This is a genomic window from Klebsiella sp. K5-306 (assembly GCF_051835185.1).
GTDB lineage: Bacteria > Pseudomonadota > Gammaproteobacteria > Enterobacterales > Enterobacteriaceae > Klebsiella > Klebsiella oxytoca.
In genome coordinates this window covers 129,352-153,382 of the sequence record NZ_JAIFJY010000006.1, presented here as the reverse complement: position 1 = coordinate 153,382, position 24,031 = coordinate 129,352, and the positions used below count along the sequence as shown (strand labels likewise).

Annotated in this window: 23 protein-coding genes; 13 read left to right on the top strand and 10 right to left on the bottom strand. The window is 54.8% G+C overall.

Annotated features, from left to right (window positions below; all coding sequences use genetic code 11):
* The first annotated feature begins 83 nt into the window (after positions 1 to 83).
* Positions 84 to 998: a L,D-transpeptidase gene (gene ldtB / locus K2184_RS11750; RefSeq protein WP_004100506.1), complete on the top strand. Its 915-nt coding sequence runs from the start codon at positions 84 to 86 to the stop codon at positions 996 to 998.
* Between the two features lie 45 nt (positions 999 to 1,043).
* Here the strand turns inward: ldtB and K2184_RS11745 are convergent, their stop codons facing one another.
* The 5 genes from K2184_RS11745 to mntR all read right to left on the bottom strand — a co-directional run bounded on the left by K2184_RS11745 (position 1,044) and on the right by mntR (position 6,087).
* Positions 1,044 to 1,760: a GntR family transcriptional regulator gene (locus tag K2184_RS11745; RefSeq protein WP_004100505.1), complete on the bottom strand. Its 717-nt coding sequence runs from the start codon at positions 1,758 to 1,760 to the stop codon at positions 1,044 to 1,046.
* 70 nt (positions 1,761 to 1,830) lie between these two features.
* Positions 1,831 to 3,207 carry a glycoside hydrolase family 1 protein gene (locus tag K2184_RS11740; RefSeq protein ID WP_163525640.1) on the bottom strand — a complete coding sequence of 459 codons (1,377 nt, stop codon included), beginning with the start codon at positions 3,205 to 3,207 and terminating at the stop codon, positions 1,831 to 1,833.
* Between the two features lie 152 nt (positions 3,208 to 3,359).
* Positions 3,360 to 4,400, bottom strand: a complete 1,041-nt coding sequence (locus tag K2184_RS11735; protein WP_163525642.1) for an aldo/keto reductase — start codon at positions 4,398 to 4,400, stop codon at positions 3,360 to 3,362.
* A gap of 110 nt (positions 4,401 to 4,510) precedes the next feature.
* Positions 4,511 to 5,617, bottom strand: coding sequence for an anion transporter (locus tag K2184_RS11730; RefSeq protein WP_105889960.1), 1,107 nt, complete (start codon positions 5,615 to 5,617; stop codon positions 4,511 to 4,513).
* The gene (gene mntR / locus K2184_RS11725) at positions 5,614 to 6,087 is read right to left on the bottom strand and encodes a manganese-binding transcriptional regulator MntR (protein ID WP_004100501.1); all 474 of its coding nucleotides are present in this window, start codon (positions 6,085 to 6,087) and stop codon (positions 5,614 to 5,616) included. Before mntR ends, K2184_RS11730 begins: the two co-directional genes overlap by 4 nt.
* Before the next feature lie 182 nt (positions 6,088 to 6,269).
* Between mntR and mntS the strand changes: the two genes are divergently transcribed.
* Both mntS and K2184_RS11715 read left to right on the top strand, forming a co-directional pair.
* Positions 6,270 to 6,395 carry a manganase accumulation protein MntS gene (gene mntS / locus K2184_RS11720; protein ID WP_004100500.1) on the top strand — a complete coding sequence of 42 codons (126 nt, stop codon included), beginning with the start codon at positions 6,270 to 6,272 and terminating at the stop codon, positions 6,393 to 6,395.
* Between the two features lie 267 nt (positions 6,396 to 6,662).
* Entirely contained in the window at positions 6,663 to 8,240 is a 1,578-nt protein-coding gene (locus K2184_RS11715; protein ID WP_163525661.1) for a phosphoethanolamine transferase, read from the top strand.
* A gap of 70 nt (positions 8,241 to 8,310) precedes the next feature.
* Here K2184_RS11715 and ompX read toward each other — a convergent pair whose 3' ends face one another.
* Entirely contained in the window at positions 8,311 to 8,823 is a 513-nt protein-coding gene (ompX, locus tag K2184_RS11710) for an outer membrane protein OmpX (protein WP_004100497.1), read from the bottom strand.
* 351 nt (positions 8,824 to 9,174) lie between these two features.
* Between ompX and rhtA the strand changes: the two genes are divergently transcribed.
* The 6 genes from rhtA (at position 9,175) to ybiO (ending at position 15,741) form a co-directional block, all read left to right on the top strand.
* Positions 9,175 to 10,062: a threonine/homoserine exporter RhtA gene (gene rhtA, locus K2184_RS11705; RefSeq protein WP_004100495.1), complete on the top strand. Its 888-nt coding sequence runs from the start codon at positions 9,175 to 9,177 to the stop codon at positions 10,060 to 10,062.
* Positions 10,063 to 10,278: 216 nt separating this feature from the next.
* On the top strand, positions 10,279 to 10,782 hold the full coding sequence (gene dps / locus K2184_RS11700) for a DNA starvation/stationary phase protection protein Dps (protein ID WP_004100493.1): 504 nt from the start codon (positions 10,279 to 10,281) through the stop codon (positions 10,780 to 10,782).
* 379 nt (positions 10,783 to 11,161) lie between these two features.
* The gene (glnH, locus tag K2184_RS11695) at positions 11,162 to 11,908 is read left to right on the top strand and encodes a glutamine ABC transporter substrate-binding protein GlnH (protein WP_004100491.1); all 747 of its coding nucleotides are present in this window, start codon (positions 11,162 to 11,164) and stop codon (positions 11,906 to 11,908) included.
* A gap of 133 nt (positions 11,909 to 12,041) precedes the next feature.
* Positions 12,042 to 12,701 carry a glutamine ABC transporter permease GlnP gene (glnP, locus tag K2184_RS11690; protein WP_004100490.1) on the top strand — a complete coding sequence of 220 codons (660 nt, stop codon included), beginning with the start codon at positions 12,042 to 12,044 and terminating at the stop codon, positions 12,699 to 12,701.
* Positions 12,698 to 13,420 (top strand): glutamine ABC transporter ATP-binding protein GlnQ, encoded by a 723-nt coding sequence (gene glnQ, locus K2184_RS11685; protein WP_049121241.1) that lies wholly within the window; start codon positions 12,698 to 12,700, stop codon positions 13,418 to 13,420. Before glnP ends, glnQ begins: the two co-directional genes overlap by 4 nt.
* Positions 13,421 to 13,530: 110 nt before the next feature.
* Positions 13,531 to 15,741: a mechanosensitive channel protein gene (gene ybiO, locus K2184_RS11680; RefSeq protein ID WP_016808139.1), complete on the top strand. Its 2,211-nt coding sequence runs from the start codon at positions 13,531 to 13,533 to the stop codon at positions 15,739 to 15,741.
* Here ybiO and rlmF read toward each other — a convergent pair.
* Complete coding sequence (gene rlmF, locus K2184_RS11675; RefSeq protein WP_163525644.1) at positions 15,736 to 16,650, bottom strand: 23S rRNA (adenine(1618)-N(6))-methyltransferase RlmF; 915 nt, start codon at positions 16,648 to 16,650, stop codon at positions 15,736 to 15,738. The genes ybiO and rlmF overlap by 6 nt on opposite strands.
* Positions 16,651 to 16,746: 96 nt before the next feature.
* Here rlmF and K2184_RS11670 point away from each other — a divergent pair, with 96 nt between their 5' ends.
* The 3 genes from K2184_RS11670 to ybiJ all read left to right on the top strand — a co-directional run bounded on the left by K2184_RS11670 (position 16,747) and on the right by ybiJ (position 18,419).
* Entirely contained in the window at positions 16,747 to 17,361 is a 615-nt protein-coding gene (locus K2184_RS11670) for a flavin reductase family protein (RefSeq protein WP_016808141.1), read from the top strand.
* A gap of 245 nt (positions 17,362 to 17,606) precedes the next feature.
* Positions 17,607 to 17,873, top strand: coding sequence for a DksA/TraR family C4-type zinc finger protein (locus K2184_RS11665; protein ID WP_004100483.1), 267 nt, complete (start codon positions 17,607 to 17,609; stop codon positions 17,871 to 17,873).
* A 285-nt stretch (positions 17,874 to 18,158) separates the two neighbouring features.
* Positions 18,159 to 18,419: a DUF1471 family protein YbiJ gene (ybiJ, locus tag K2184_RS11660; RefSeq protein ID WP_004100481.1), complete on the top strand. Its 261-nt coding sequence runs from the start codon at positions 18,159 to 18,161 to the stop codon at positions 18,417 to 18,419.
* Positions 18,420 to 18,551: 132 nt separating this feature from the next.
* Here ybiJ and ybiB read toward each other — a convergent pair whose 3' ends face one another.
* Entirely contained in the window at positions 18,552 to 19,520 is a 969-nt protein-coding gene (ybiB, locus tag K2184_RS11655; RefSeq protein ID WP_004100479.1) for a DNA-binding protein YbiB, read from the bottom strand.
* Between the two features lie 42 nt (positions 19,521 to 19,562).
* Positions 19,563 to 21,707 (bottom strand): ATP-dependent DNA helicase DinG, encoded by a 2,145-nt coding sequence (gene dinG, locus K2184_RS11650; RefSeq protein ID WP_163525646.1) that lies wholly within the window; start codon positions 21,705 to 21,707, stop codon positions 19,563 to 19,565.
* 462 nt (positions 21,708 to 22,169) lie between these two features.
* On the opposite strand from dinG, the gene K2184_RS11645 reads away from it, so the two are divergent.
* Positions 22,170 to 22,295, top strand: a complete 126-nt coding sequence (locus K2184_RS11645; protein WP_142447817.1) for a small membrane protein — start codon at positions 22,170 to 22,172, stop codon at positions 22,293 to 22,295.
* A 114-nt stretch (positions 22,296 to 22,409) separates the two neighbouring features.
* Here K2184_RS11645 and rhlE read toward each other — a convergent pair whose 3' ends face one another.
* Entirely contained in the window at positions 22,410 to 23,774 is a 1,365-nt protein-coding gene (gene rhlE / locus K2184_RS11640) for an ATP-dependent RNA helicase RhlE (protein ID WP_163525647.1), read from the bottom strand.
* Between the last annotated feature and the right edge of the window lie 257 nt (positions 23,775 to 24,031).

Below are 24,031 nucleotides of genomic sequence, written 5' to 3'. Positions count from 1 at the left end.
CACATATAATGCGCTCCCATCGACTCCCTGTTTAAACTGACAAAGGCCTGTGCGGCATTAACATCGCCCACGACATAAAGATTATGAAATTATCAACACTCTTCGCGGCAGCCTTCGCCATCGTGGGCTTTTGCAACACAGCTTCTGCTGTAACTTATCCTCTGCCCACCGACGGCAGCCGTCTGATTGGTCAGAACCAGGTGATCACCATTCCGGAAGGCAACAAGCAGCCGCTGGAATACTTCGCCGCCGAATACCAGATGGGTTTATCCAACATGCTGGAAGCCAACCCGGGCGTGGACACCTTCCTGCCGAAAGGCGGCACCGTGCTGAACATCCCGCAGCAGCTGATCCTGCCGGACACCGTGCATGAAGGTATCGTCATCAACAGTGCGGAAATGCGCCTCTACTACTACCCGAAAGGCACCAACACCGTTATCGTGTTGCCGATCGGTATCGGCCAGTTAGGTAAAGACACGCCGGTCAACTGGGTCACCAAAGTTGAGCGTAAAAAAGCCGGTCCGACCTGGACCCCTACCGCCAAAATGCATGCGGAATACCGCGCGGCTGGCGAACCGCTGCCAGCGGTTGTTCCGGCCGGTCCTGATAACCCGATGGGCCTGTACGCCCTGTATATCGGCCGCCTGTACGCCATTCACGGCACCAACGCCAACTTTGGTATCGGCCTGCGCGTCAGCCACGGCTGCGTGCGTCTGCGTAACGACGACATCAAATTCCTGTTCGAAAACGTGCCGGTCGGCACCCGCGTTGAGTTTATCGATGAGCCGGTAAAAGCGACGACTGAGCCAGACGGCAGCCGCTTCATTGAAGTTCACAACCCGCTGTCCACGACCGAAGAGCAGTTCCAGGGCGGTGAAATCGTGCCGATTAATCTGACCAAATCAGTGCAGGCGATTACCAGCCAGACTGACGTAGACCAGAGCGTGCTCGATCAGGCGATTCAGAACCGTTCCGGTATGCCGGTGCGTCTGAACTAAACGCGCATAATGCAGAGAGTGGCGGGCCCGGTGCCCGCCATTTTTTTAACCGTTATTGACCAGAATGATTCCGCCGTGATCGTAGCGATAGTGGCAATGGGCATACTCCAGCGGCGTACCATCCTCCAGATAGATCACCTGTTCCACCTCCAGCACCGGGTCGGTCGCTTCGCAGTTGAGATGTTCTCTGTCCAGCGCCTGCGGTTTCATCGCCCGCACCACCCGATACGAGCCCATCATTTTAAGCCCCAGCGTCTCCTGTACGTAGCGAAACACCGAGCTTTGCAGAATCGTTTTATTCAGGCCGGGCACCAGCGCAACGGGCATCACGGTGAGATCCAGCGACACGGGCTCCTCATTGAGCAACCGCAGACGGACGAAATCATAGACCGGGGCATCGGCGTCAATCAGCAACGAGCTTTGCTCTTTTTCCGTGGGGAAACGCAGCTCGAAGCGAATCACCCGGCTGGTGACTTCCCCTAAATGTTCCCAGGTTTTGGTGGCGCCAAAATAGTCGCTGCCGGGTAGCTCCCACTGCGAAAGCTGGAGGAAATTTTTGCGCACGAAGGTCCCCTGCCCCTTACGGGTGTAGATAAGGCCTTCGACAATCAGCTGGCGCATCGCCTGTTGAATGGTCATCCTGCTGGTGCTGAACTCTGCCGCCAGGGCGAACTGATCGGGTAACGGCGCGCTGGCGGGATACTGGCGGCTGATAATACGTTTTTTGATTTCCCGCGCGATACTCAGATATTTGGCCGTCATTCCCCGATCCTTTTACGTGACTGATTGTGGCTGGCGGGCAGAATATACCATCTGCCCGCGCGAGGCGCCGCTACATCTCTGCGCCATGACTATGGATGACCCGTTTCAGCCAGGCATAGCTTTTCTTCGGTACGCGCTTAAGGTCCTTGAGGTCGTGGTTTTCCCGGTTCACGTAGACAACTCCGTAGCGTTTACGCATATCGCCCTGCGAACTGAGGATATCGATCAACCCCCAGCCCAGGTAGCCAATCACCTGCGCGCCATCGTCAAATATCGCCTCTTTCATGGCGTTGATATGGTCGCGATGATAGGCAATGCGGTAGTCGTCAGCCACCTGGTTTACGCCGTCCCAGGACTCAATCACCCCAATGCCGTTTTCTATCGGGAACACCGGCAGACGCCAGTCGTTGTAGTAGCGGGTAATAATGGTGCGAAAGCCCAGCGGATCAATCTGCCAGCCCCACTCGGTGGCCTCCAGATAGTCATTCTTTTTATCGCCAAACTGCATGTAATAGTTGACCGGCGTGCCCGGAGGGATCGGGTCGCTATCCAGCGCTTTGCTGGCATAGTAGCTAAAGGCCAGATAGTCGATTTTAACCTGCGCCATCAGCGTCAGATCCTCTGCTCGGTAGATATCCTCCAGGCCTTCGCGGGCGACCACGTGCATGACCTCAGGGCTGTAGCCCTCCCCGGCAAAGGCGCGCAGCAGGTTCTGGTTTAAAAATTCGTCCAGCTGCTGGGCGCAAAGAATATCGCGCGGTTTGCAGGTGGCGGGATAGACCAGCGCATGGGCCAGCATCCCGCCCATCAGACACTGCGGCTTAGTCTGGTGCAGATACTGCGTCAGATGAACGTGGGCCATCATCACGTGATGCTGGATCTGATACAGCTCGCGCAGGGTCTTCTCGCCGCGCATATAGCCTGAAATCAGAAACGCGTCCGGCATATGGTAAAGATTCTGCTCATTAAAGGTCAGCCACCACTTCACCTTGTCGCCAAAGCAGTCAATCATTTTCTGCCCGTAACGAATAAAGGCTTCCATCACCCGACGGTCGGTAAAGCCATTAAAGCGTTCAGCCAGCGACAGCGGCATATCGAAGTGATACAGGCAAATCATCGGCTCAATGCCACGGGCAATTAACTCGTCGATAAACTGGTGATAGAAAGCAATACCTTCTTCATTGAACTCACCGTCGCCTTCCGGGCAAACGCGGCTCCAGGCAATCTGGAAGCGGTAACAGTTCATGCCCAAATCCTGCATCAGGTCGAAATCTTCCCGATAGCGATGGTAGGAGTCGGTCGCCACCTTCCAGTCGGAAGCAAATTCCGCCGGCTGACGAATATCGTAAACCGACATCCCTTTTCCGCCCTCATTCCACGCCCCTTCGGTTTGCATACTGGAAACCGAGTTACCCCATAAAAAATCTGCCGGCAGTGTTCTGTTCATCTCTCGCCCCTATGACTAGTCATATAATTTTCATGACTAGTCATATAAACGAATTTTCATTAGCAGGCAAAGTCGAGGATCGTTTTTTGTGAGCGCCGCGGATAAAAAAAGCCGGATCGCGACGCGGGCGATCCGGCTTAGAGGAAAAGAAATTACTGCTGTGCGAGCTGATTGCGACGATATTCGCCCTGACGCTCCAGCATCCAGTCCGGATATTCCCGCGGCAGCGCGCTGACCGCATCAAGCCGCGACAGTTCATCCTCGTTCAGGGCAATGCGGGTCGCCGCCAGATTATCGGTAAGCTGTTCGACCCGCTTCGCGCCAATAATCACGCTGCTCACCGCCGGCTGGTGTAGCAGCCAGGCCAGCGCGATTTGCGCCACCGAAACGCCCTTCGCCTCGGCAATCTCGCGCATCACATCAATACAGTCAAAAGCCCGCTCTCTGTTCACCGGCGGGAAATCAAACTCCTGACGACGGCCGCCGCTCGCCGACTGCCCATCGCGATCGTACTTACCGCTGAGCAGACCTCCCGCCAGCGGGCTCCAGACCATCAGGCCCAGCCCTTCGCTCTGCATCATCGGCACCAGCTCGCGCTCCAGATCGCGCCCGGCAAGCGTGTAGTAAGCCTGCAAAGAGGCAAAGCGCGCCAGCCCAAGGCGTTCGGAAATGCCCAGCGCTTTCACTATTTGCCATGCCGCCCAGTTCGACACCCCGATATAGCGGACGTGGCCGTGCTGCACCAGATTATCCAGCGCATACAGCGTCTCTTCGATCGGAGTCGCAGGATCGAAACCATGAAGCTGATAGAGATCGATATGATCGAGCTGCAGACGACGCAGGCTCTCTTTGACGCTGCTGATAATGTGATAGCGCGAACTGCCGCGCGAGTTCACGCCTGCAGTGCCGGTTTCGCCAAATACTTTAGTCGCCACCACCACGTTTTCACGCGGCACTTTCAGATTCTTTAGCGCCTGGCCGGTAATCTCTTCCGAGCGTCCTTCTGAATAGACATCAGCGGTGTCGATGAAGTTAATGCCCGCATCCAGCGCGTTGCCCACCAGCTGCTCTGCCTCCGCCTGGCGCAGCTGCCCCACTTTTCCCCACAGGCCGCCTTCACCACCGAAGGTCATGGTGCCCAGGCACAGCTCAGAGACAAAAAGGCCGGTATGACCCAATTTTTGATAACGCATAGGACTCTCCTTCAATCAGGGTGATTCACTGCCGTGAAGAGAGTTATACCCCGGAAAAGGAGAACGCGAATGTGGCGTTTCTGTCCGTTTCTTGCCCAATTCTCTGAATATCAGAGCTGCAGCAGGCCGTATCCCACCAGCGCCGCCCACAGCAGCATGGGGAGCGAATAGAGATGGAAGCGCCACCAGATGCGACGATCGCCAGCCATGCGCAGCGCAATCAGGTTGGCCAGGGAGCCCGGCAGCAGGCCAAATCCGCCGACGTTAACCGCCCAGGCCAGCAGCGCCGATGGTGGAACGTAGTTGAGCAGTAAAATAGTTGCCGGAACGTTGCTGATGAACTGCGACAGACCAATCGTGGTCAGCCACAACCCTTCCGCCGAGAGCTGGCCAACGCCGTTGAGCGCATGCTGTAGAACGGGGAGCTGGGTCAAGAGGTGAACATCGATAAACATCGCCATAAACACCAGCAGCAGCGTCCAGTCGACGTTAACGATCACCGCCCGCGCGAGCAGCAGGAAACCCAGCGCGATCAGCGCCAGTCCCCACAGCTCCTGTTTTAGCTCCAGGGCGGTCAAAAAGACGACATAGAACGCCAGGCAGCTCCAGACCAGCTTTGGCCGCCAGGAGGGCGCCCTGTCGCTGCTCTGATAATTGAGATGCCTGGGGGGGAAACAGAACCAGCACAGCGCCAGCAGTGTCATCATCATCGCTGCTGCCAGCGGCAGCATCTGGCCGATAAAGGCCGGGAATGAGAGGCCGGAGCGCCCCCATAGCAGGATATTTTGCGGATTACCGATAGGGGTTAACAACGACCCGGCGTTCACCGCCAGCGCTTCGAAAATGATTAACCGGCTGGTCGGAATAGCGCACCATTTTTTCAGGGTCAGCGTGAGCGGCACAACGATAAACAGCGCCACATCGTTGGTTAAGAAGGTGGATAGCAGCGCGGCCGCCAGCACCATAAATATGGCCAGCTGGCGCTCAGTGACGAAGCGGCGCGCCATTTTGCGCCCTATTACGTCAAAATAGCCGCTCAGTTCAATGCCTTTGGTCAGTAGCATCAGCCCGCTAAGGGTGATAATCGTATGCCAGTCAATGGCGTGTAGCCAGCCTGCAGGGGCAAACGGTACAAAGAAGCTTAAAACAACGCCGACAACCAGCAGCAGGTGTAGAAAGCGGTCGCGGATCAGCGACTGAACAAAGACGAGGTTCATTCTCCCGATGACCCCTGCTTGAGGGTAAACTGTTTAAACATCGCCAGCGTCTCTTCGCTGACGTGGTGCTCCATACCTTCGGCGTCGCGACGCGCAATCTCCGGGCTAACGCCAATCACCAGTAAAAAGTTTTCCACGATCTGGTGACGTTCGCGGCTTTCATGCGCCAGCTTCTCGCCTTCAGGCGTTAAAAAGATCCCCCGCCAGGGGATCTGTTCGATCAGCCCAACGCTGGCCAGTCTTTTTAACATTTTGGCAACTGTTGGCTGCGACACCCCAAGCCGCGCGGCCATATCCACCTGGCGGGCTTCGCCCACTTCCATTATCAGATCGGAAATCAGCTCCACGTAGTCATCAATCAACTCCCGACGATGCGCCTCGCGTACCTGACGAAATCCCTCAACGTGTTCTTCGACATTCACTAGCTGCGTCACTTTTTTTGTTATTGGCTTACCTGCGCGACGGTTCATTGTGCTTCCTCATTCCTGTGACGCATCAAGCATCATATAAAAGGATCCCCATTGTAATGGATCGCGCACAGAGAACAAAAAATTAACGTTTTAGCCATAGCTATAAAATATAGCCTGTGCTATATCTGTATGTAATACACACATCCTTCAAGGAGCGAAGGACGAAGTTACAGGAGGTCGATATGAATGAATTCAAGAGGTGCTTAAACGTGTTTACCCATTCTCCTTTTAAAGTGCGGTTAATGCTTGTCGGGATGCTGTGCGATCTGATCAACGGCAAACCGCAGCAGGATAAACCCAACAACTAATGCGGCGTCGCGGTACGCCGCTTCATTTTTCTGTCACAAATTCCTGCCACACTGGCTGATTACTCAGCGCTTCAGCGACTTTTTTCAAGTTTTGTAAGCTTTCTCCCAAAACAATCCGTTCTGGACTGTTGACCTTACCATTTGCAAGCCCTATCTTTTGTCAGCCCTGCCACTACTGCGGCTCGCAGAGACCCTCTTCACGCACTGTCCAGCAGGTTTTACCCCTTGATGCCAGGGGATACACATGGCTCTTTTTGATTGTTTACTATGAATGTCACGCTGAAAGAAACGCTGGTCGCCCGCAGGCCGGTACTGAACCCATGGACAGGATTCTACTTTTTACAATCGCTGTTTATTAACCTGGCGTTGGGCTATGAGTTTAGTCTGCTCTATACCGTTGCTTTTGCCTGCGTGCTACATCTGCTGTGGCGGAGCTTTCCGCGCGCGCAAAAAGTAGTCGTTGGCGTCTATTCACTGCTGGCGGCTATGTACTATCCGTTTGGCCAGGCCTACGGCGCGCCGAATTTCAACACGCTGCTGGCGCTGCACGCCACGAACATCGAAGAGTCCACCGAAATCCTCACCATTTTCGCGTGGTACAGCTATCTGCTGGCCGTGTTTATCTTTGCGCTCGGGGTGATTGCCGTGCGCCGCAAACCGGAAGCGCCGGCGCGCTGGGGGAAAACAGATACGCTGGGACTGCTGTTCTGCATCGCTATTTTCTTTCTGCAACCGGTGCAAAACCTTGCCTGGGGCGGCGTCTTTAAGGTCATCGATACCGGCTACCCTGCCGTCCGCTTCGTTAAAGATGTGGTCGTGAATAATAGTGAAGTACTGGATGAGCAGGCGCGGATGGCGCAGCTGGCAAATATGAAAGACAGCTGGCATGTGCTGGCGGTAAAGCCAAAGTATCATCTGTACGTGGTAGTTATCGGAGAGAGCGCGCGCCGTGATGCGCTCGGTGCCTTTGGCGGCCACTGGGACAATACGCCGTTCGCCAGCTCGGTCAAAGGCTATTTATTCAACGACTATATCGCCGCCAGCGGTTCAACGCAGAAATCCCTCGGATTAACCCTGAACCGGGTGGTCGATGACAAACCGCAGTTTCAGGATAACTTTGTCACCCTCGCCAACCGTGCCGGTTTTCAGACCTGGTGGTTCTCAAATCAGGGGCAAATTGGTGAATATGATACGGCGATTGCCAGTATCGCCAAACGCGCAGACGAAGTTCAGTTCCTTAAAAACGGCGATTTTGAGGCCAACAAAAACACTCAGGATGAGCAGCTATTAAAGCTGACCGCGCAGGTGCTTGCCACCCGCCGTACCCAGCCACAGCTAATCGTCCTGCATTTGATGGGCTCACACCCGCAGGCCTGCGATCGCACCAAAGGCAAATACGCCGTTTTCGTGCAGTCGAAAGAGACCTCCTGCTATCTCTACACCATGACGCAAACCGATACGCTGTTGAGCAATCTTTATACTCAGCTACAGAATTCGGGGGAAACCTTCTCGATGACCTATTTTTCCGATCATGGTCTGGCCTTTAAGGAGCGCGGGAAAGAGGTGCAGTATCTGGCACACGACGATAAGTACCAGCAGAATTTCCAGGTGCCGTTTATGGTGATCTCCAGCGATGATAAAGCGCATAAGATCATTAAAGCGCGACGTTCCGCCAACGACTTTCTCAGCTTCTTTTCGCAGTGGACCGGTATCAGCGCTCAGGAGATCACCCCGCGCTATCGCTTTATCTCAGAGCAGAAGGCTGGCCCTATCTACATCACCAACTTCCAGCTGAAGAAGGTCGACTACACCCATCTGGGGACCGACGCGTTCACCGTCAATTAACGATGGCGCGTAAGTCGCAGGCAAAAAAAATCCGCCCCATGGAGGCGGATTTTTTATATCACCGAAGTGATTAGAAGCGGTAACCTACGCCAGCGATCCAGGTGCCAACGTCAACGTTACGAATGCGAGACTGCTCGTAGGAGAAGTCCAGAGCAACGTTTTCGATCGGGTTGAACTGCAGGCCAGCACCGTAAGAGAAACCGTAGTCGCTCATGTCAGTTTTGTTCGGGTAGCTGTTGTTCTGGAATTTACCGTAACCAACACCTACTACGCCGTAGATGCTTGCCCAGTCATTCAGACGGTAAGCCGGACCTGCGGTGATGCCGTAGTACTGGCCTTTTTTGTAAACGCCAGACTCAGAACGATCTTTCTCGGTGTAGGTGAAAGAACCGATAACACCCAGCGGGTTGTTGTCTTGCTCGTAGCGGTACTTCAGGTTGAAACCGCCTGCTTTGTTAGCTTCGCCCTGCATGTCGCTCTGAGCGTAACCACCGGTAACGGTAGAAGTCGCAGCGAAAGCAGTGGTGCCTACGGATGCAGCCAGAACAACGGCCAGTGCTGAAAAACGTGCAATTTTATTCATAACCACCTCAAATGTGTTTCTAATAAGTCCTAAGTCTTAAATATAACAAAAACTTTTGGGAAACTCTTTTCACTTTACATTGTCTAACGTACTTTTTCATGTAACTAAAGGTTTCTACGTTTCTATAACAAACTGGAAAACAAACCTTTTTTACAAATATAGACCTATTAAGGCCTATAAAGCACCCGACGTGTATCCAGATTATTCCTAATCTTCTGGTGAATTTATCTTCGCCCCCGCGCTATTGTACTGCTTTCACTCCCCTTTTTTTCAACAATAGCTCAACCGGCGCGGGGTAATTCATTTACACTGGAACCTTTACCGCATTTGACAAAATTGACAGGAGAAAGGATGCCCGGCTCGTCCCGTAAAGTACCGGCATGGTTGCCGATACTGGTTATTTTAATCGCCATGATTTCCATTCAGAGTGGCGCATCGCTGGCCAAATCACTGTTTCCGCTCGTCGGCGCGCCCGGCGTTACCGCCCTGCGCCTGGCTCTCGGTACCTTCATCCTGGTGGTTATTTTCAAACCCTGGCGTCTTCGCTTTGCGCCGGAGCAGCGTCTGCCGCTACTCTTCTATGGCCTGTCGCTGGGCGCGATGAACTACCTGTTCTATTTATCAATTCAGCGCATTCCGCTAGGCGTTGCCGTCGCGCTGGAATTTACCGGCCCCCTGGCGGTGGCGCTCTTTGGCTCCCGCCGCCCGCTGGATTTCGTCTGGGTAGCGCTGGCGGTGCTTGGACTCTGGTTTCTGCTGCCGCTGGGGCAAAGCGTTGCCCAGATCGATCCCATCGGCGCGCTGCTGGCGCTTGGCGCCGGCGCCTGCTGGGCGGTCTACATTCTCACCGGCCAGCGCGCCGGGGAAGAGCATGGTCCTGCCACGGTCGCCATGGGATCGCTGATTGCTGCGGTGGTCTTCGTGCCGATGGGGATGATTCAGGCCAGCGATACGCTATTTCAGTGGGGACTATTGTTACCAGGCCTTGGGATCGCCATTTTATCCACTGCTCTGCCCTATTCTCTGGAGATGGTGGCCCTCACCCGCATGCCCAGCAAGACCTTTGGCACCCTGATGAGCATGGAGCCCGCTTTGGCCGCGCTTTCCGGCATGGTGTTTCTTGGTGAAACGCTAACTGCAACCCAGACCCTGGCGCTCGGGGCGATCATTCTGGCATCAATGGGCTCGACGCTGACAATGCGCCGGGAGACAAAAATTCAGAAAGTCGACATCAGTTAAAGAACAGGCCCTGAGCAAGAAAACCAGTCAGGGCCTTTGATTCATAAAGATTTTTGCCAATCCAACAGCCCTGCGCTATCAGACCGATAGAGACTACCGCCGCTGCAAAGCTCAAATCCGTTGCTATACTTAATTCCGCAAGTTATTGGGATGAGACGCTCCGAATAATTCGAATTTGAAGTATGACGAGTACAAATATCAAGAGGATATGACATTATGAGTACCGCAAAACTGGTTAAAACTAAAGCAACGAATCTGCTCTATACCCGTAACGACGTCGCAGATAGCGCGAAGAAAGCGACCGTTGAGCTGCTGAATCGCCAGGTGATCCAGTTCATTGACCTGTCTCTGATTACTAAACAGGCTCACTGGAATATGCGCGGTGCAAACTTCATTGCCGTTCATGAGATGCTGGACGGCTTCCGCACCGCGCTCGTCAACCACCTTGATACCATGGCTGAACGTGCCGTCCAGCTTGGCGGCGTGGCGCTGGGTACCACTCAGGTCATTAACAGCAAGAGCCCGCTGAAAAGCTATCCGCTGGATATCCATAGCGTCCAGGACCACCTGAAAGAGCTGGCCGACCGCTATGCCATCGTCGCCAACGATGTGCGTAAAGCCATCGACGAAGCAAAAGATGAAGATACCGCTGATATCTTTACCGCCGCTTCCCGCGACCTGGATCAGTTCCTGTGGTTCATCGAAGCGAATATCGAGTAAGCCAACTGCCGTCAGCCACGCTGGCGGCTTTTTTATTTCTTTTCCCCACCCCCCCCCCGCTGCGCACCACATTAGTGCATGAGATTGGTCAAAATACGCGCCAAAGTAAATCAATTGTAATAATCACCTCACACAATCGTTACATCAAGATTGTTTTAACATCAGGGTTTGCGTTAAAAATGCACTTGTTATGCGATGCGCTTATGATGCACCAAAATAGCGCCCCATATCGGTGCGTTTAACGTTATCCCTTATCAAAATCGTGCAGCAGGAATTATCCTGGTTGTTATAAAACAACAGGTTGTAAAACTGGCATGATTTTTTCATAAGGCAACTCGTTCTCGCAGGGGATCGTCCCGTGGATATAAAAGGAAATGCTATGAAGTCTGTATTTAAAGTTTCACTGGCTGCACTGACCCTGGCTTTTGCGGTTTCTTCTCACGCCGCTGATAAAAAACTGGTTGTCGCTACCGACACGGCGTTTGTTCCGTTCGAATTTAAACAGGGCGATAAGTACGTCGGTTTCGACGTTGACCTGTGGGCTGCCATCGCAAAAGAGCTGAAGCTTGACTACACCCTGAAGCCAATGGACTTCAGCGGTATTATTCCGGCGCTGCAAACGAAAAACATCGACCTCGCGCTGGCGGGGATCACTATCACTGACGAGCGTAAAAAAGCCATCGACTTCTCTGACGGCTACTACAAAAGCGGTCTTCTGGTGATGGTGAACGCAAATAATAACGAAATTAAGGATGTCAAAGACCTGAACGGTAAAGTGGTTGCCGTGAAGGGCGGTACCGGCTCGGTAGATTACGCGAAAGCCAATATCAAAACCAAAGATCTGCGCCAGTTCCCGAACATCGATAATGCCTATATGGAACTCGGTACCGGGCGCGCCGATGCAGTTCTGCACGATACGCCAAACATCCTTTACTTCATCAAAACCGCAGGTAACGGTAAGTTCAAAGCGGTAGGCGACTCGCTGGAAGCGCAAAACTACGGTATCGCTTTCCCGAAAGGTAGCGACGAGCTGCGTGAAAAAGTGAACGGCGCGCTGAAAACTCTGCGTGAAAACGGCACTTATAACGAAATTTATAAAAAATGGTTCGGTACTGAACCTAAATAATAATTAGCGATGCTCTCTTCCAGGCCTGCTGTGGTCTGGTAGACCTGGAGCTTTCCGGGCTACCCGTCAGCAGGCCTGAATAGTTTTCTCAGAGGAATTTCCTCTGTTTTCGACACGGTAACAGGAACATATTATGCAGTTTGACTGGAGTGCCATCTGGCCCGCCATCCCCATTTTGCTGGAAGGCGCCAAAATGACGCTGTGGATTTCGGTCCTCGGCCTGGTCGGCGGTCTGATAATCGGTCTGGTAGCCGGTTTCGCCCGCTGTTTCGGCGGCTGGATTGCCAACCACATTGCGCTGGTCTTTATTGAAATCATCCGCGGCACCCCGATTGTGGTGCAGGTCATGTTCATCTACTTCGCTCTGCCGATGGCCTTTAGCGATTTACGTATCGACCCGTTCTCCGCGGCGGTAGTCACCATTATGATCAACTCTGGCGCCTATATTGCGGAAATTACCCGCGGCGCGGTGCTGTCGATTCACAAAGGCTTCCGGGAAGCCGGCCTCGCCCTGGGTCTTTCTCGTCGCGAAACTATTCGCTACGTAATCCTGCCGCTGGCGCTGCGCCGTATGCTGCCGCCGCTGGGCAACCAGTGGATTATCAGCATTAAAGACACCTCGCTGTTTATTGTCATCGGCGTAGCCGAGCTGACCCGCCAGGGCCAGGAAATTATTGCCGGTAACTTCCGCGCGCTGGAGATCTGGAGCGCCGTTGCGGTTATCTATCTGATCATCACCCTGGTGCTGAGCTTTGTTCTGCGTCGTCTTGAAAGAAGGATGAAAATCCTGTGATTGAATTTAAAAACGTTTCCAAGCACTTTGGCCCAACCAAAGTGCTGCATGATATCGATCTGAAGATCAACCAGGGCGAAGTCGTGGTGATTATCGGGCCGTCCGGCTCCGGTAAATCGACCCTGCTGCGCTGTATTAACAAACTCGAAGAGATTACCAGCGGCGAGCTGATCGTCGATGGTCTGAAGGTCAACGACCCAAAGGTTGATGAGCGGCTGATTCGCCAGGAAGCCGGGATGGTGTTCCAGCAGTTTTATCTGTTCCCGCACCTGACCGCGCTGGAAAATGTGATGTTTGGCCCGCTGCGCGTACGCGGCGCCAATAAAGCGGCGGCGGAAAAACTGGCGAAGGATCTGCTGGCGAAAGTGGGCCTCGCGGAACGCGCGCATCACTACCCTTCCGAGCTTTCAGGCGGCCAGCAGCAGCGCGTAGCTATTGCCCGGGCGCTGGCGGTTAAACCTAAAATGATGCTTTTTGATGAGCCAACTTCCGCGCTCGATCCCGAACTGCGTCATGAAGTACTGAAAGTGATGCAGGATCTGGCTGAAGAAGGCATGACCATGGTCATCGTCACCCATGAAATCGGCTTCGCCGAAAAAGTGGCTTCCCGCCTGATCTTTATCGATAAAGGGCGCATTGCCGAAGATGGCGATCCGCAGGTGCTGGTCAACAACCCGCCAAGCCCGCGTCTGCAGGAGTTTTTACAGCACGTCGCCTGACCCTGCCCGGCTCTCCCTTCGCGGGAGAGCCGCTTTCCAGAATCATCCCAACCTCGCGCTCCGGATCTCGTCTTCTATACTTAACGGTTTGAGATGCAATGGAGGTGCCTGTGCCGCGGATTTTGTTCCTGCTCGCTTTACTCTTCACCGCTCCGCTATGGGCCGCGACGCTGCCCGGCGTTCCGGCAACCACAACGGACCACTCCAGCAGTAGCGAACCCGATCTGGCGCAGAAAAAAGCGGCCTACGGCGCGCTGGCCGACGTGCTTGAAAACGCCGATGCCCGCCAGGAGCTTATCGATCAGCTGCGTAAAGCCGCCGCCACGCCGCCGCCGGACAGTACCCCGACGCTGACGCCGCCGGAAATTAAAGACGAAACGACGGTGCTGGAAAACGTCACTCAGATCAGTCGTGAATATGGCGAACAGCTTTCGTCGCGCTTCTCTCAGCTATGGCGCAACATCACCGGCTCTCCGCACAAACCATTTAATTCGCAATCGTTCATCAGCGCCGCCTGGCATTTCCTGCTGCTTGGTGGTCTGGTCTTTGCATTCTGGTGGCTGGTACGCCTGGCTGCCCTGCCGCTGTATCGCAAAATGGGGCACTGGGGACGACATAAAAACCGCGACCGCAGCAACTGGCTACAGCTGCCGGCCACGATTGCCGGCGCATTTATTTTCGACCTGCTTCTGCTGGCCCTGACGCTGTTTGTTGGCCAGCTATTAAGCGATCGCCTGAACGGTAATAATCCCACTATCGCCTTCCAGCAAAGTCTGTTTCTCAATGCCTTTGCGCTGATCGAGTTTTTCAAAGCCATTCTGCGGCTGATTTTCTGCCCACGCATCCCGGAGCTACGCCCGTTTAACCTTAGCGATGAAGCGGCAAAATACTGGAATCTGCGCCTCAGCGCGCTCAGCAGCCTGATTGGCTACGGGCTGATCGTTGCGGTGCCAATTATCTCCAACCAGGTCAACGTGCAGTTCGGGGCGCTGGCCAATGTGGTCATTATGCTATGCATTACGCTCTGGGCCCTGTATCTGATATTCCACAATAAGCAGTTAATTACCCAAGGGCTTATCCATCTTGCCGACCGATCGCTGGCCTTTTTTAGCCTGTTTATCCGCGCCTTTGCTCTGGTGTGGCACTGGCTGGCCTGCGCCTATTTCATCGTGCTGTTTTTCTTCTCGCTGTTCGACCCCGGTAACAGCCTGAAATTTATGATGGGCGCGACCCTACGCAGCCTGGCCATCGTCGGCGCCGCCGCGCTGGTCTCCGGTATTCTGTCGCGCTGGATTGCGAAAACCATCACCTTGTCGCCGGAAACCCAGCGTAACTATCCTGAATTGCAAAAACGGCTTAACGGCTGGATCTCCGCATCGCTGAAGGCCGCGCGCATCCTGACGGTCTGCGTGGCGATTATGCTGCTGCTCAGCGCATGGGGGCTGTTCGATTTCTGGCAGTGGATGCATAACGGCAGCGGGCAAAAAGCGGTTGATGTGCTGATTCGTATCGCGCTGATCCTGTTCTTCTCGGCGATTGGCTGGACGCTGCTCGCCAGCCTGATTGAAAACCGGCTGGCATCGGACATTCACGGTCGCCCGCTGCCCAGCGCCCGCGCCCGAACGCTGCTGACGCTGTTTCGCAACGCGCTGGCGGTGGTGATCAGCACTATTACCATTATGATCCTGCTTTCGGAAGTGGGGGTGAATATCGCCCCGCTGCTGGCCGGCGCCGGCGCGCTGGGCCTGGCAATTTCATTTGGCGCGCAGACCCTGGTCAAAGATATTATTACCGGCATTTTTATTCAGTTCGAGAACGGTATGAATACCGGCGACCTGGTGACGATCGGACCGCTCACCGGGACGGTGGAGCGCATGTCGATTCGCTCCGTCGGCGTCCGTCAGGATACCGGCGCTTACCATATTATTCCGTGGTCTTCGATAACCACCTTCGCCAACTTCGTACGCGGAATCGGCTCGGTGGTGGCCAACTATGACGTTGACCGGCATGAAGATCTGGATAAGGCTAACCAGGCGCTGAAGGATGCGGTCGCGGAAGTGATGGCGCAGGAAGAGATTCGCGGGCTTATCATTGGCGAGCCATCCTTCACCGGCGTGGTAGGCTTAAGCAATACCGCCTTCACCCTGCGCGTCACCTTTACCACCCTGCCGCTCAAGCAGTGGACGGTCAGATTCGCCCTCGATACGCAGGTGAAAAGGCATTTTGACCTCGCAGGCGTGCGGGCGCCGGTACAAACTTATCAGGTTCTGCCGATGCCAGCACCCGCAGGACCGCCTGCCCCCGCCGAGCCCACGTTATAGCGTGCGGCGACGTTTGGCCTCATCCATAAAGGTCCAGGCGATAAAGCGGCTTTGCTTATTCCCCTGGGCCATCTCTTTCTTCACCACTTTCACCGCGCCGACGTCGGTCAGAGCGCGATATAGCGGCGGCAGGTTGTCGCCGCGAGAAACCAGCGAAGTAAACCATTTAACCTGACGAGCAAACGGCTTGCTCTCTTCAATCATCTGCGTAATAAAGGCCACCTCGCCGCCTTCGCACCACAGCTCCTGCTGCTGGCCGCCAAAGTTCAGCACGCTCTCCTCGCCCAGTCCCAGGTTGCGACGTTTACGCTCACCGCCCGCCTGCGCGCTGGCGGCGGAATCATGGAACGGCGGGTTGCACAGGGTCGCGTCGTAGGTCTCATTTTTATGAATAATGCCGGTCAGAATCGCGTTGGCGTCTTTTTGACGACGCAGACGGATCTGGCGAGTGAGCCCAGGATTGCCGTTGATGATAGCCTGGGCGCTGGCGAACGCCTCGGCGTTCACTTCGCTACCCGTAAAACGCCAGCCGTACTCGTGCACGCCAATGAGCGGATAGATGCAGTTTGCGCCAACGCCAATATCGAGAATGCTGGCGTTGGCCGGGATCGTCCCGCTATCCAGCGCCAGCAGATCGGCGAGGTGATGGATGTAGTCCGCCCTGCCCGGCACCGGCGGACAGAGAAAGCCGTCGGGAATATCCCAGTGTTTCACCGCGTAAAAATGCGCCAGCAGCGCTTTATTCAGCGCCTTCACCGCCAGCGGGTTGGCAAAGTCGATGGTCTGCTCACCCACCGGATTAAGGGTGATGAAGGCCTGCAGCTCAGGATGGGTCTGGCATAGCGCGGGCAGATCGTAGCGTTGATGGTGACGGTTACGCGGGTGTAACCCCGGTTTCTGGGCTTTCATGGCATTCTCCTTTGAACAGCCGCGTAAGATACCCGTTGACGGCGGCGCGGTAAATAAGTGAGTCTGGATATCTTCTTTATTTGTCACGAGTGTCGTATGTACTTCTACCAACCTTCGCAAGGACACGGGCTGCCGCACGACCCGCTTAACGCAATTATCGGACCACGGCCTATCGGCTGGATAGCTTCCGTGGATAATAGCGGCCAGCATAATCTTGCGCCGTACAGTTTTTTCAACTGCTTTAACTATCGGCCGCCGATTATTGGCTTCGCCAGCAGCGGCTGGAAAGATAGCGTGCAGAATATCGTCGAGACCAAAGAGTTCGTCTGGAACCTCGCCACCCGCCCCCTGGCGGTCGCGATGAACGAAACCTCTGCCAGCATCCCGCGTCACGAAGATGAATTTGTCCGCGCCGGGCTCACTTCCGCCGCCAGCCGTCTCGTCAGCGCCCCCCGGGTAGCCGAAAGTCCGGTCAATTTTGAGTGTCGCCTGTCGCAATGCATCCAGTTAACCACCGCCGAAGGGCTGGCGGTTGATACCTGGCTGGTGCTGGGCGAAGTTGTGGCAGTGCATATTGATGAGTCGCTGCTGGAGGACGGGATTTACCAGACCGCCAGGGCTCAGCCGATTCTGCGCGCGGGCGGTCCCAGCGCCTATTACGCCATTGATGAAAGCCTGCGCTTTGACCTTGTGCGTCCGGACGCCCGCTAGACGTTTATTCCGACTCTCCCGACCGGCAAGCTCCCCGCCGGGCTGGTCGGGAAACAGCTTTTTATCCGCCTGTTACCATCCCTTTAACCTCCCCTGCGGAGGCCTGCGCGCAAACGCCCTTTCAGTATCCCTCTCTCCACTGCCTCACCCCTGGATTTTCTGTGCAGTGAACATGACTCCTTGTCTGGTCATTTTTTGCCCCCATATTTCCTATACTAAAGAAAGACGAGATAGCGAGGTGGACTATGGCTTCAGGCTGGGCAAATGACGACGCGGTGCAGGAACAAATCGATAGCACTATCAATGACGCGATTGCACGGGCGCGAAATGAGCTGTCATCGGGTGAGAGCAACAAATTTTGTGAAGAATGCGGAGAGCCGATCCCCGAAGCGCGTCAGCGCGCGGTCGCGGGCGTGAAATACTGCATCAAATGCCAGCAGGAGAAAGATTTACATAACAATACATTTTCAGGATATAATCGTAGAGGTTCCAAAGATAGCCAGCTTCGTTGACCGATATTTACCGTTCATTACCGCATATTGCGTTATCTTTTCGCGCACGTTTTTTGGCAAGCGGCGTGGCAATATGTGCCCTTAAAGCCCTCTGAACTTCATCCTCACGGCTTTTGCTTTTCCCGGCCAAAATAATTTATTAATATTCAATAAATTAATACTTATTCAAAAAATTCGATGGACACTGTTAATTTCCTTCGATTTTATCTCCCGTAAAAAACCGTGATACTTATCACATCGACGCAACATCGTCCCCTGAACAGAACAACCTGCGAGAGATTAACTATGAAAAACATGAAATTTGCTGCCGCTGCCATCGCCCTTTCCGCTCTCTCTTTTGGCGCATTCGCCGCCCAGCCGGTGACCTCGGCTCAGGCAGAAAGCATGAATAAAATTGGTGTAGTTTCCGCTGAAGGCGCGACGACGCTGGATGGACTGGAAGCTAAACTGGCTGAAAAAGCAGAGGCTGCCGGCGCGACCGGTTATAGCATCACCTCAGCTAACAGCAACAACAAACTTAGCGGTACCGCGGTTATCTACAAATAATCGCCGCTACTTGCCGCTATTTCCTGTAGCCACACCCTGTAATGCCACTGTTTTAACCCTGTAAGATCCTTTAATACCCTTGCCTTGCCCGTCCACGCCACTGGACGGGCTTTTTTTTGCCTGCCGCTACGGTTACCAGCGCTCAGCCACCTTTGCCAGGCCCTGTTCAAGAGACGGAACGGCGCCGGTGGCCACAAGACAGCAGGCCAACTGAATTCGCAATGATTGCGGTAGCGGTGCGCTCCCGACGATGCAGCGCTCAATCCAGCGGGCGGTGACTTCAGGATCTTTTGACTCCGGCAGGGCGAGTGCCTGCGCGGCTACGCTATCCTGTCGTTCATTTACCACCCGCATACCAGATGCATCAATCAGGCTAATCTGCGGACAGCGCTGCGGGTTGGCGTAAACCTCCCCTTCGGTACCGTGCATCAGCAGCGCCCGCCCGCCGATTTCGGCAAAGAATTTCGCTACCCGGCCGACGTATTCCGGGTGTGAAACGCTCGACAGGCGCAGCGCCGCCTCTTCCGCAAAGGGTGTCGCCAGCTTGGCCAGCGTGTGGGCGCTGTTGCGCACGCCCATGCGCCAGCGCATCGCCAGCTGTTTTTCCAGCGGTGGGCAAAATGCGCCGACCGGAACGTAAACCGGCTGATGGCTATCCAATCGCGCCTGGGCCTGACCCGCGTGAAGCGTCGCCGGGATACCCATCAGTTCAAAAATCGTTTCCGTCACCACGCGGGTCGGATCGTGGCTCACGCCGTGGACGATGACCGGGAAGCCGAGCTTATGCAGCAGGACGGCGAGCAGAGGGGTCAGGTTTGCCTGTTTACGCGCGCCGTTATAGCTGGGGATCACAATGGGCATCGGTTTGGCGACCGGCGGAGTCAGCTTAATCGTATGCGCCTGCATCGCTTCATAGAAGCCCTTCATCTCCGCTTCGCCTTCGCCTTTAATGCGCAGAGCGATAAGAATGCCGCCGAGCTCAAGCTCAGGCACCTCGCCGTTAAGCATCCGCGAGTAGAGCGCGCGGGCTGTCTCCACATCCAGGTCGCGGGCGTGGTTCTTTCCGCGCCCGACTTCTTTAATAATCTTGCTGTAGTCCATTGCAGGCTCCTCTGAGCTTCTCACATCGTCGACATTGCACCACTATCGCCGCTTGCGACGCGTCGGTTTTGCTTTCGTTTTTACTATAACCTCAGGGACGGCAGGCTGCTCTATCGGAAATACGGGTAATGCGTTCAACAGGCGCTTACCGTAATTTTTGGTTAACAGACGTTTATCATAAATCACCACCTCTCCCCAGCAGCTATGGCTGCGGATCAGGCGCCCCACCTGCTGAATCAGGTTGAATGACGCGCTGGGCAGGCTCTGGACTTCGAACGGATAGCGGTTGAGGCTTTTGAGCCATTCACCTTCGGTGATCACCACCGGGCTGTCTATCGGCGGGAAAGCTATCTTATGGATATGCACCTGGCTTAACAGCTCGCCTTTTAAGTCCAGACCTTCCGCAAAGGATTGCAGCCCAACCAGTACGCTGCGCTCGCCGCCTTCAACGCGTTTGCGGTGCAGCTCCACCAGTTGGTAGCGGGGCTTATCGCCCTGAACCAGCAGCAGCAGGCGCAGATCGGTCACGTGCTCGAGAAAACGCTGCATCGCTCGTCCGCTGGCGAACAGCACCAGCATGCCGAGATGCTTTTTGCTCTCGACCTGTTCACGGAAATAGGCGGCCATTTCGGCAATATGCTGCTCTTCGTTATCGATAAGCGGTTCATAATGCATCTGCGGAATGACGATTTTACCCTGTTCGACGTGGTTGAAGGGCGAATCCAGCGCCACAAAGCGATCTCCGGCTTTCTCTTTCAGCCCGCTCATCTCCTGCAGGCGAGAGAAGCTGTTCAAAGAACGCAGCGTCGCGGAGGTGACGACGATATGCGGGACGCTGCGCCAGAGCAGCCTTTCCAGCTGATCGCTGACGCGGATCCCCACGCAGTGGAACCAGATATGCATCTGACCATCGCGCAGATCGCGGGTGACCCATTTAGTCACCGGCGCGCCGGAGGACTGCGCCAGCGACGCCAGCCGCCACAGTTTACTTTGGCTTTCAAACATCCCCAGCGCGCGGTTCATCTGCAGCAGAACCCGGTGCAGACGCACCACATCGTGCGTGCCGGTTTTTTCGCCCAGATCGTTAAGGAACAGCTCCGCCAGGCCGCGTAGCGTTTCGGTGAGTTTCGCCAGCCGCTGGCAGATCTCCATGACTTCCTGCGGCAGTTCCCCCATCGGAAAGCGATGCTCCGCCTCCTGGCCGGCCGGCATGTAGAGATTGAGAATATTATTCAGCGAGGAGATTAGCTCGAACAGCTCTTCGCAGTGTCCAGTCAGACGTTCGGGATTCGCCAGCGGCGGCGTGGTCTTAGGGCGAAACTGCTCCATGCAGGTCGCAACCAGCTTGGTGAACAAATCCAGCTGCAGGCGATACCACGGGGCGGTAATTTCAGCGCTCATTTCCAGCGCATCGCGGGCGACCTCCGGCAGATGGTGGCCTTCATCAAGCACCAGCAGTAGATGCTTCGGCTCCGGCAGCACCGCTTCGCTCTCCATAGCCGCCATCACCAGCGCATGGTTCGCCACCACCACTTCCGCTTCCTGGATTTCCCGTCGGGCGACAAAGAACGGACATTCGCGATAATAGTGACAGTTTCGATTCAGGCAGCTGGCTTTATCCGTGCTCAGGCGGCTCCACAGAGAATCATCCACGTTTTTGTCGGTATGATCGCGCAGGCCGTCCCATTTGTAGCTATCGAGATCCGCTTTCAGCGTTGCGCACAGCTTCTGCTCCGCCTGGTTGTTAGGCGTGAGTTCGTCATCAAGAAAGGCCAGCAAATCCTGCTGCGTCGGTTCCGTGCTGGCAAGCGCGGCCAGGTTACGCGGGCAGACGTAGCGCCCGCGGCCAAAGGCGGCGGTAAAGCGCAGATCGGGGATGATTTTGCGCAGCAGCGGCAGATCTTTACTGTAGATTTGGTCCTGCAGCGCAACGTTGGCGGTACTGACCACCAGCGTTTTTTGCTCTTCGCGGGCAATAGCAATGCCAGGGATCAGATACGACAAGGTTTTGCCGACCCCGGTCGGCGCTTCAATCGCCAGGTGCCGCCCCTCTTCTCCGGCGAGCGTCTTCGCCACATCGGCGATCATCTGCCGCTGCGGAGGCCGGGGAATAAAGTCAGGAATTTGTTCCTGAAGCGCCTTATACCAGGCGGCGATTTGCGCTTTCAGCGCTGCGGTCAAAGCCATGAGAAAACCTGAATACTGTATAAACAGCCACTATTGTGCCATTTTTGCCGGGAGGGAGGTATCCCTTTTTCGGCAAACAGGAAGCGGTCTCGCAGAATCAGGTTGAAGTCGGTTTATGCAGCCACAACCAACGCTCGACATCCACTTAATGAATAATGTGTCATAACGTTATTTTATCCGGGCTGAATATAATTTTCAAAATACCAGCACAGTCACCAAAATCGCTATCAATTTAACTTTATGGGCATTCAAAAAAACATGAAGATGTTTAAAATCATCTAAACGAATTCCGAAAAATATCGTCAAAAAGACCGTAAAATTAAAATTAAAATTAAAATTAAAATTAATCCTTTAATTTCAGACACATTAAGAATATCTACACTCATAATATATTATATCTTAAACGCTAATCCGTATACTGCTTTATGAACCCGCAGGGTCTGTAAATTATTGAGGGTATATATGGTTTCTTTTTTAATGTTATTAGTATCTGTCATTCTTTTGATAGTTGCAGGTTATAACTTTGTTAGTTATTGCAAAAATCGTAAAAATAGTTCATTGCCAAAAGTAAGATCTCATAAAAGATAAATAGCGAGCGGCAACATTGAAGTCAGACTTAGCGGGAGAGTGTTAAATTTTAATCGCGATATGTTCTGAAAGGAACAAGCTGCGGTAGATTTCCCCACCGCAGCCAGAACAACTTTACTCAGCCGCAGCAGGTTTGCGCGGGCGGCGACGGCGAGGAGGCTTACCGTCCTGAGTGCGCGCTTTCGGCGCTTCGCCATCGGTGCGACGCGGAGCAGCCTGCTGGGCACGACCTTGTCCCTGACCACCACGTCCCTGGCCGCCCCGGCCCTGGCTCTGACCGCCACGACCGCCGCCGCGCTGCTGCTGGCGACCGTTCTGAATCGGCTCGGCTTTGATCGACGGATCCGGCTCGTAACCCGCAATGGCGATGCGCGGGATCTCTTTCTTCAGCAAGCGTTCAATATCATGCAGCAGCTTATGTTCATCTACGCAGACCAGCGACAGCGCTTCGCCCGTTGCCGCAGCGCGCCCGGTACGACCAATACGGTGCACGTAATCTTCCGGCACGTTTGGCAGCTCGTAGTTCACCACGTGCGGCAACTCTTCAATATCCAGACCGCGCGCGGCGATATCGGTTGCGACCAGCACGCGGATGCCGCCGGATTTAAAATCAGCCAACGCTCGGGTACGCGCGCCCTGGCTCTTGTTGCCGTGAATAGCGGCGCTGCGGATGCCGTCTTTATTGAGCTGTTCCGCCAGGTGGTTTGCGCCGTGTTTGGTGCGGGTAAAGACCAGAACCTGCTGCCAGTTGCCTTCGCCGATCATCTGCGACAGCAGCTCGCGCTTGCGCTTTTTATCGACAAAATGCACCAGCTGGCTCACCTGCTCAGAAGCGGTGTTACGGCGGGCGACTTCGATTTCCAGCGGGTTATGCAGCAGCTTTTCCGCCAGTGATTTAATGTCGTCGGAGAAAGTTGCGGAGAACAGCAGGTTCTGCCGCTTTGCCGGCAGCTTCGCCAGCACCCGGCGAATATCGTGAATAAAGCCCATATCCAGCATACGGTCGGCTTCATCCAGCACCAACACTTCGACTTTGTCCAGGCTCACGGCGTTCTGATGCTCAAGGTCCAGCAGACGGCCAGGGGTTGCCACCAGAATATCGACGCCGCTGCGCAGCTTCATCATCTGTGGGTTAATGCTTACGCCGCCGAAAACCACCAGCGAACGAACGTTAAGGTATTTGCTGTAATCCCGGACGTTCTCGCCAATCTGTGCCGCCAGCTCGCGCGTCGGGGTCAGGATCAGGGCGCGCACCGGGCGACGACCTTTGGCGTGGGGTTCTTTATGGATCAGGTGCTGAAGCAGCGGCAGCGTAAATCCCGCCGTTTTGCCGGTACCCGTCTGGGCGCTGGCCATCAGATCGCGGCCCTGTAATACTGCCGGGATAGCCTGCTGCTGAATAGGGGTTGGCTCTACGTAGCCCTGCTCAGCGACGGCGCGCAGGATTTCAGGATTCAGGCCAAGGGAATCAAAAGACATAACAACTCCGAACCGCCCCGGCCCGTCACAGGCGTAGTTTTCAGGGAGATTATTGCGAAAGAGATGGCAAAAACCACAATGCCATGAAGTTGCGCAGTCTAGCAGATTTTGTGACGAACCGCATAAAATCTGCCGAAAAGAATCCTCTGTCTCACAAACGACAGCTCCCCGTTCTGTCGATGAGAAGCGGCGATGGCGCTTCGCGCCAGGCGTCCCCGAAATAGCACGTTTAATGCCTCGACAGGGAAACCGCGAAC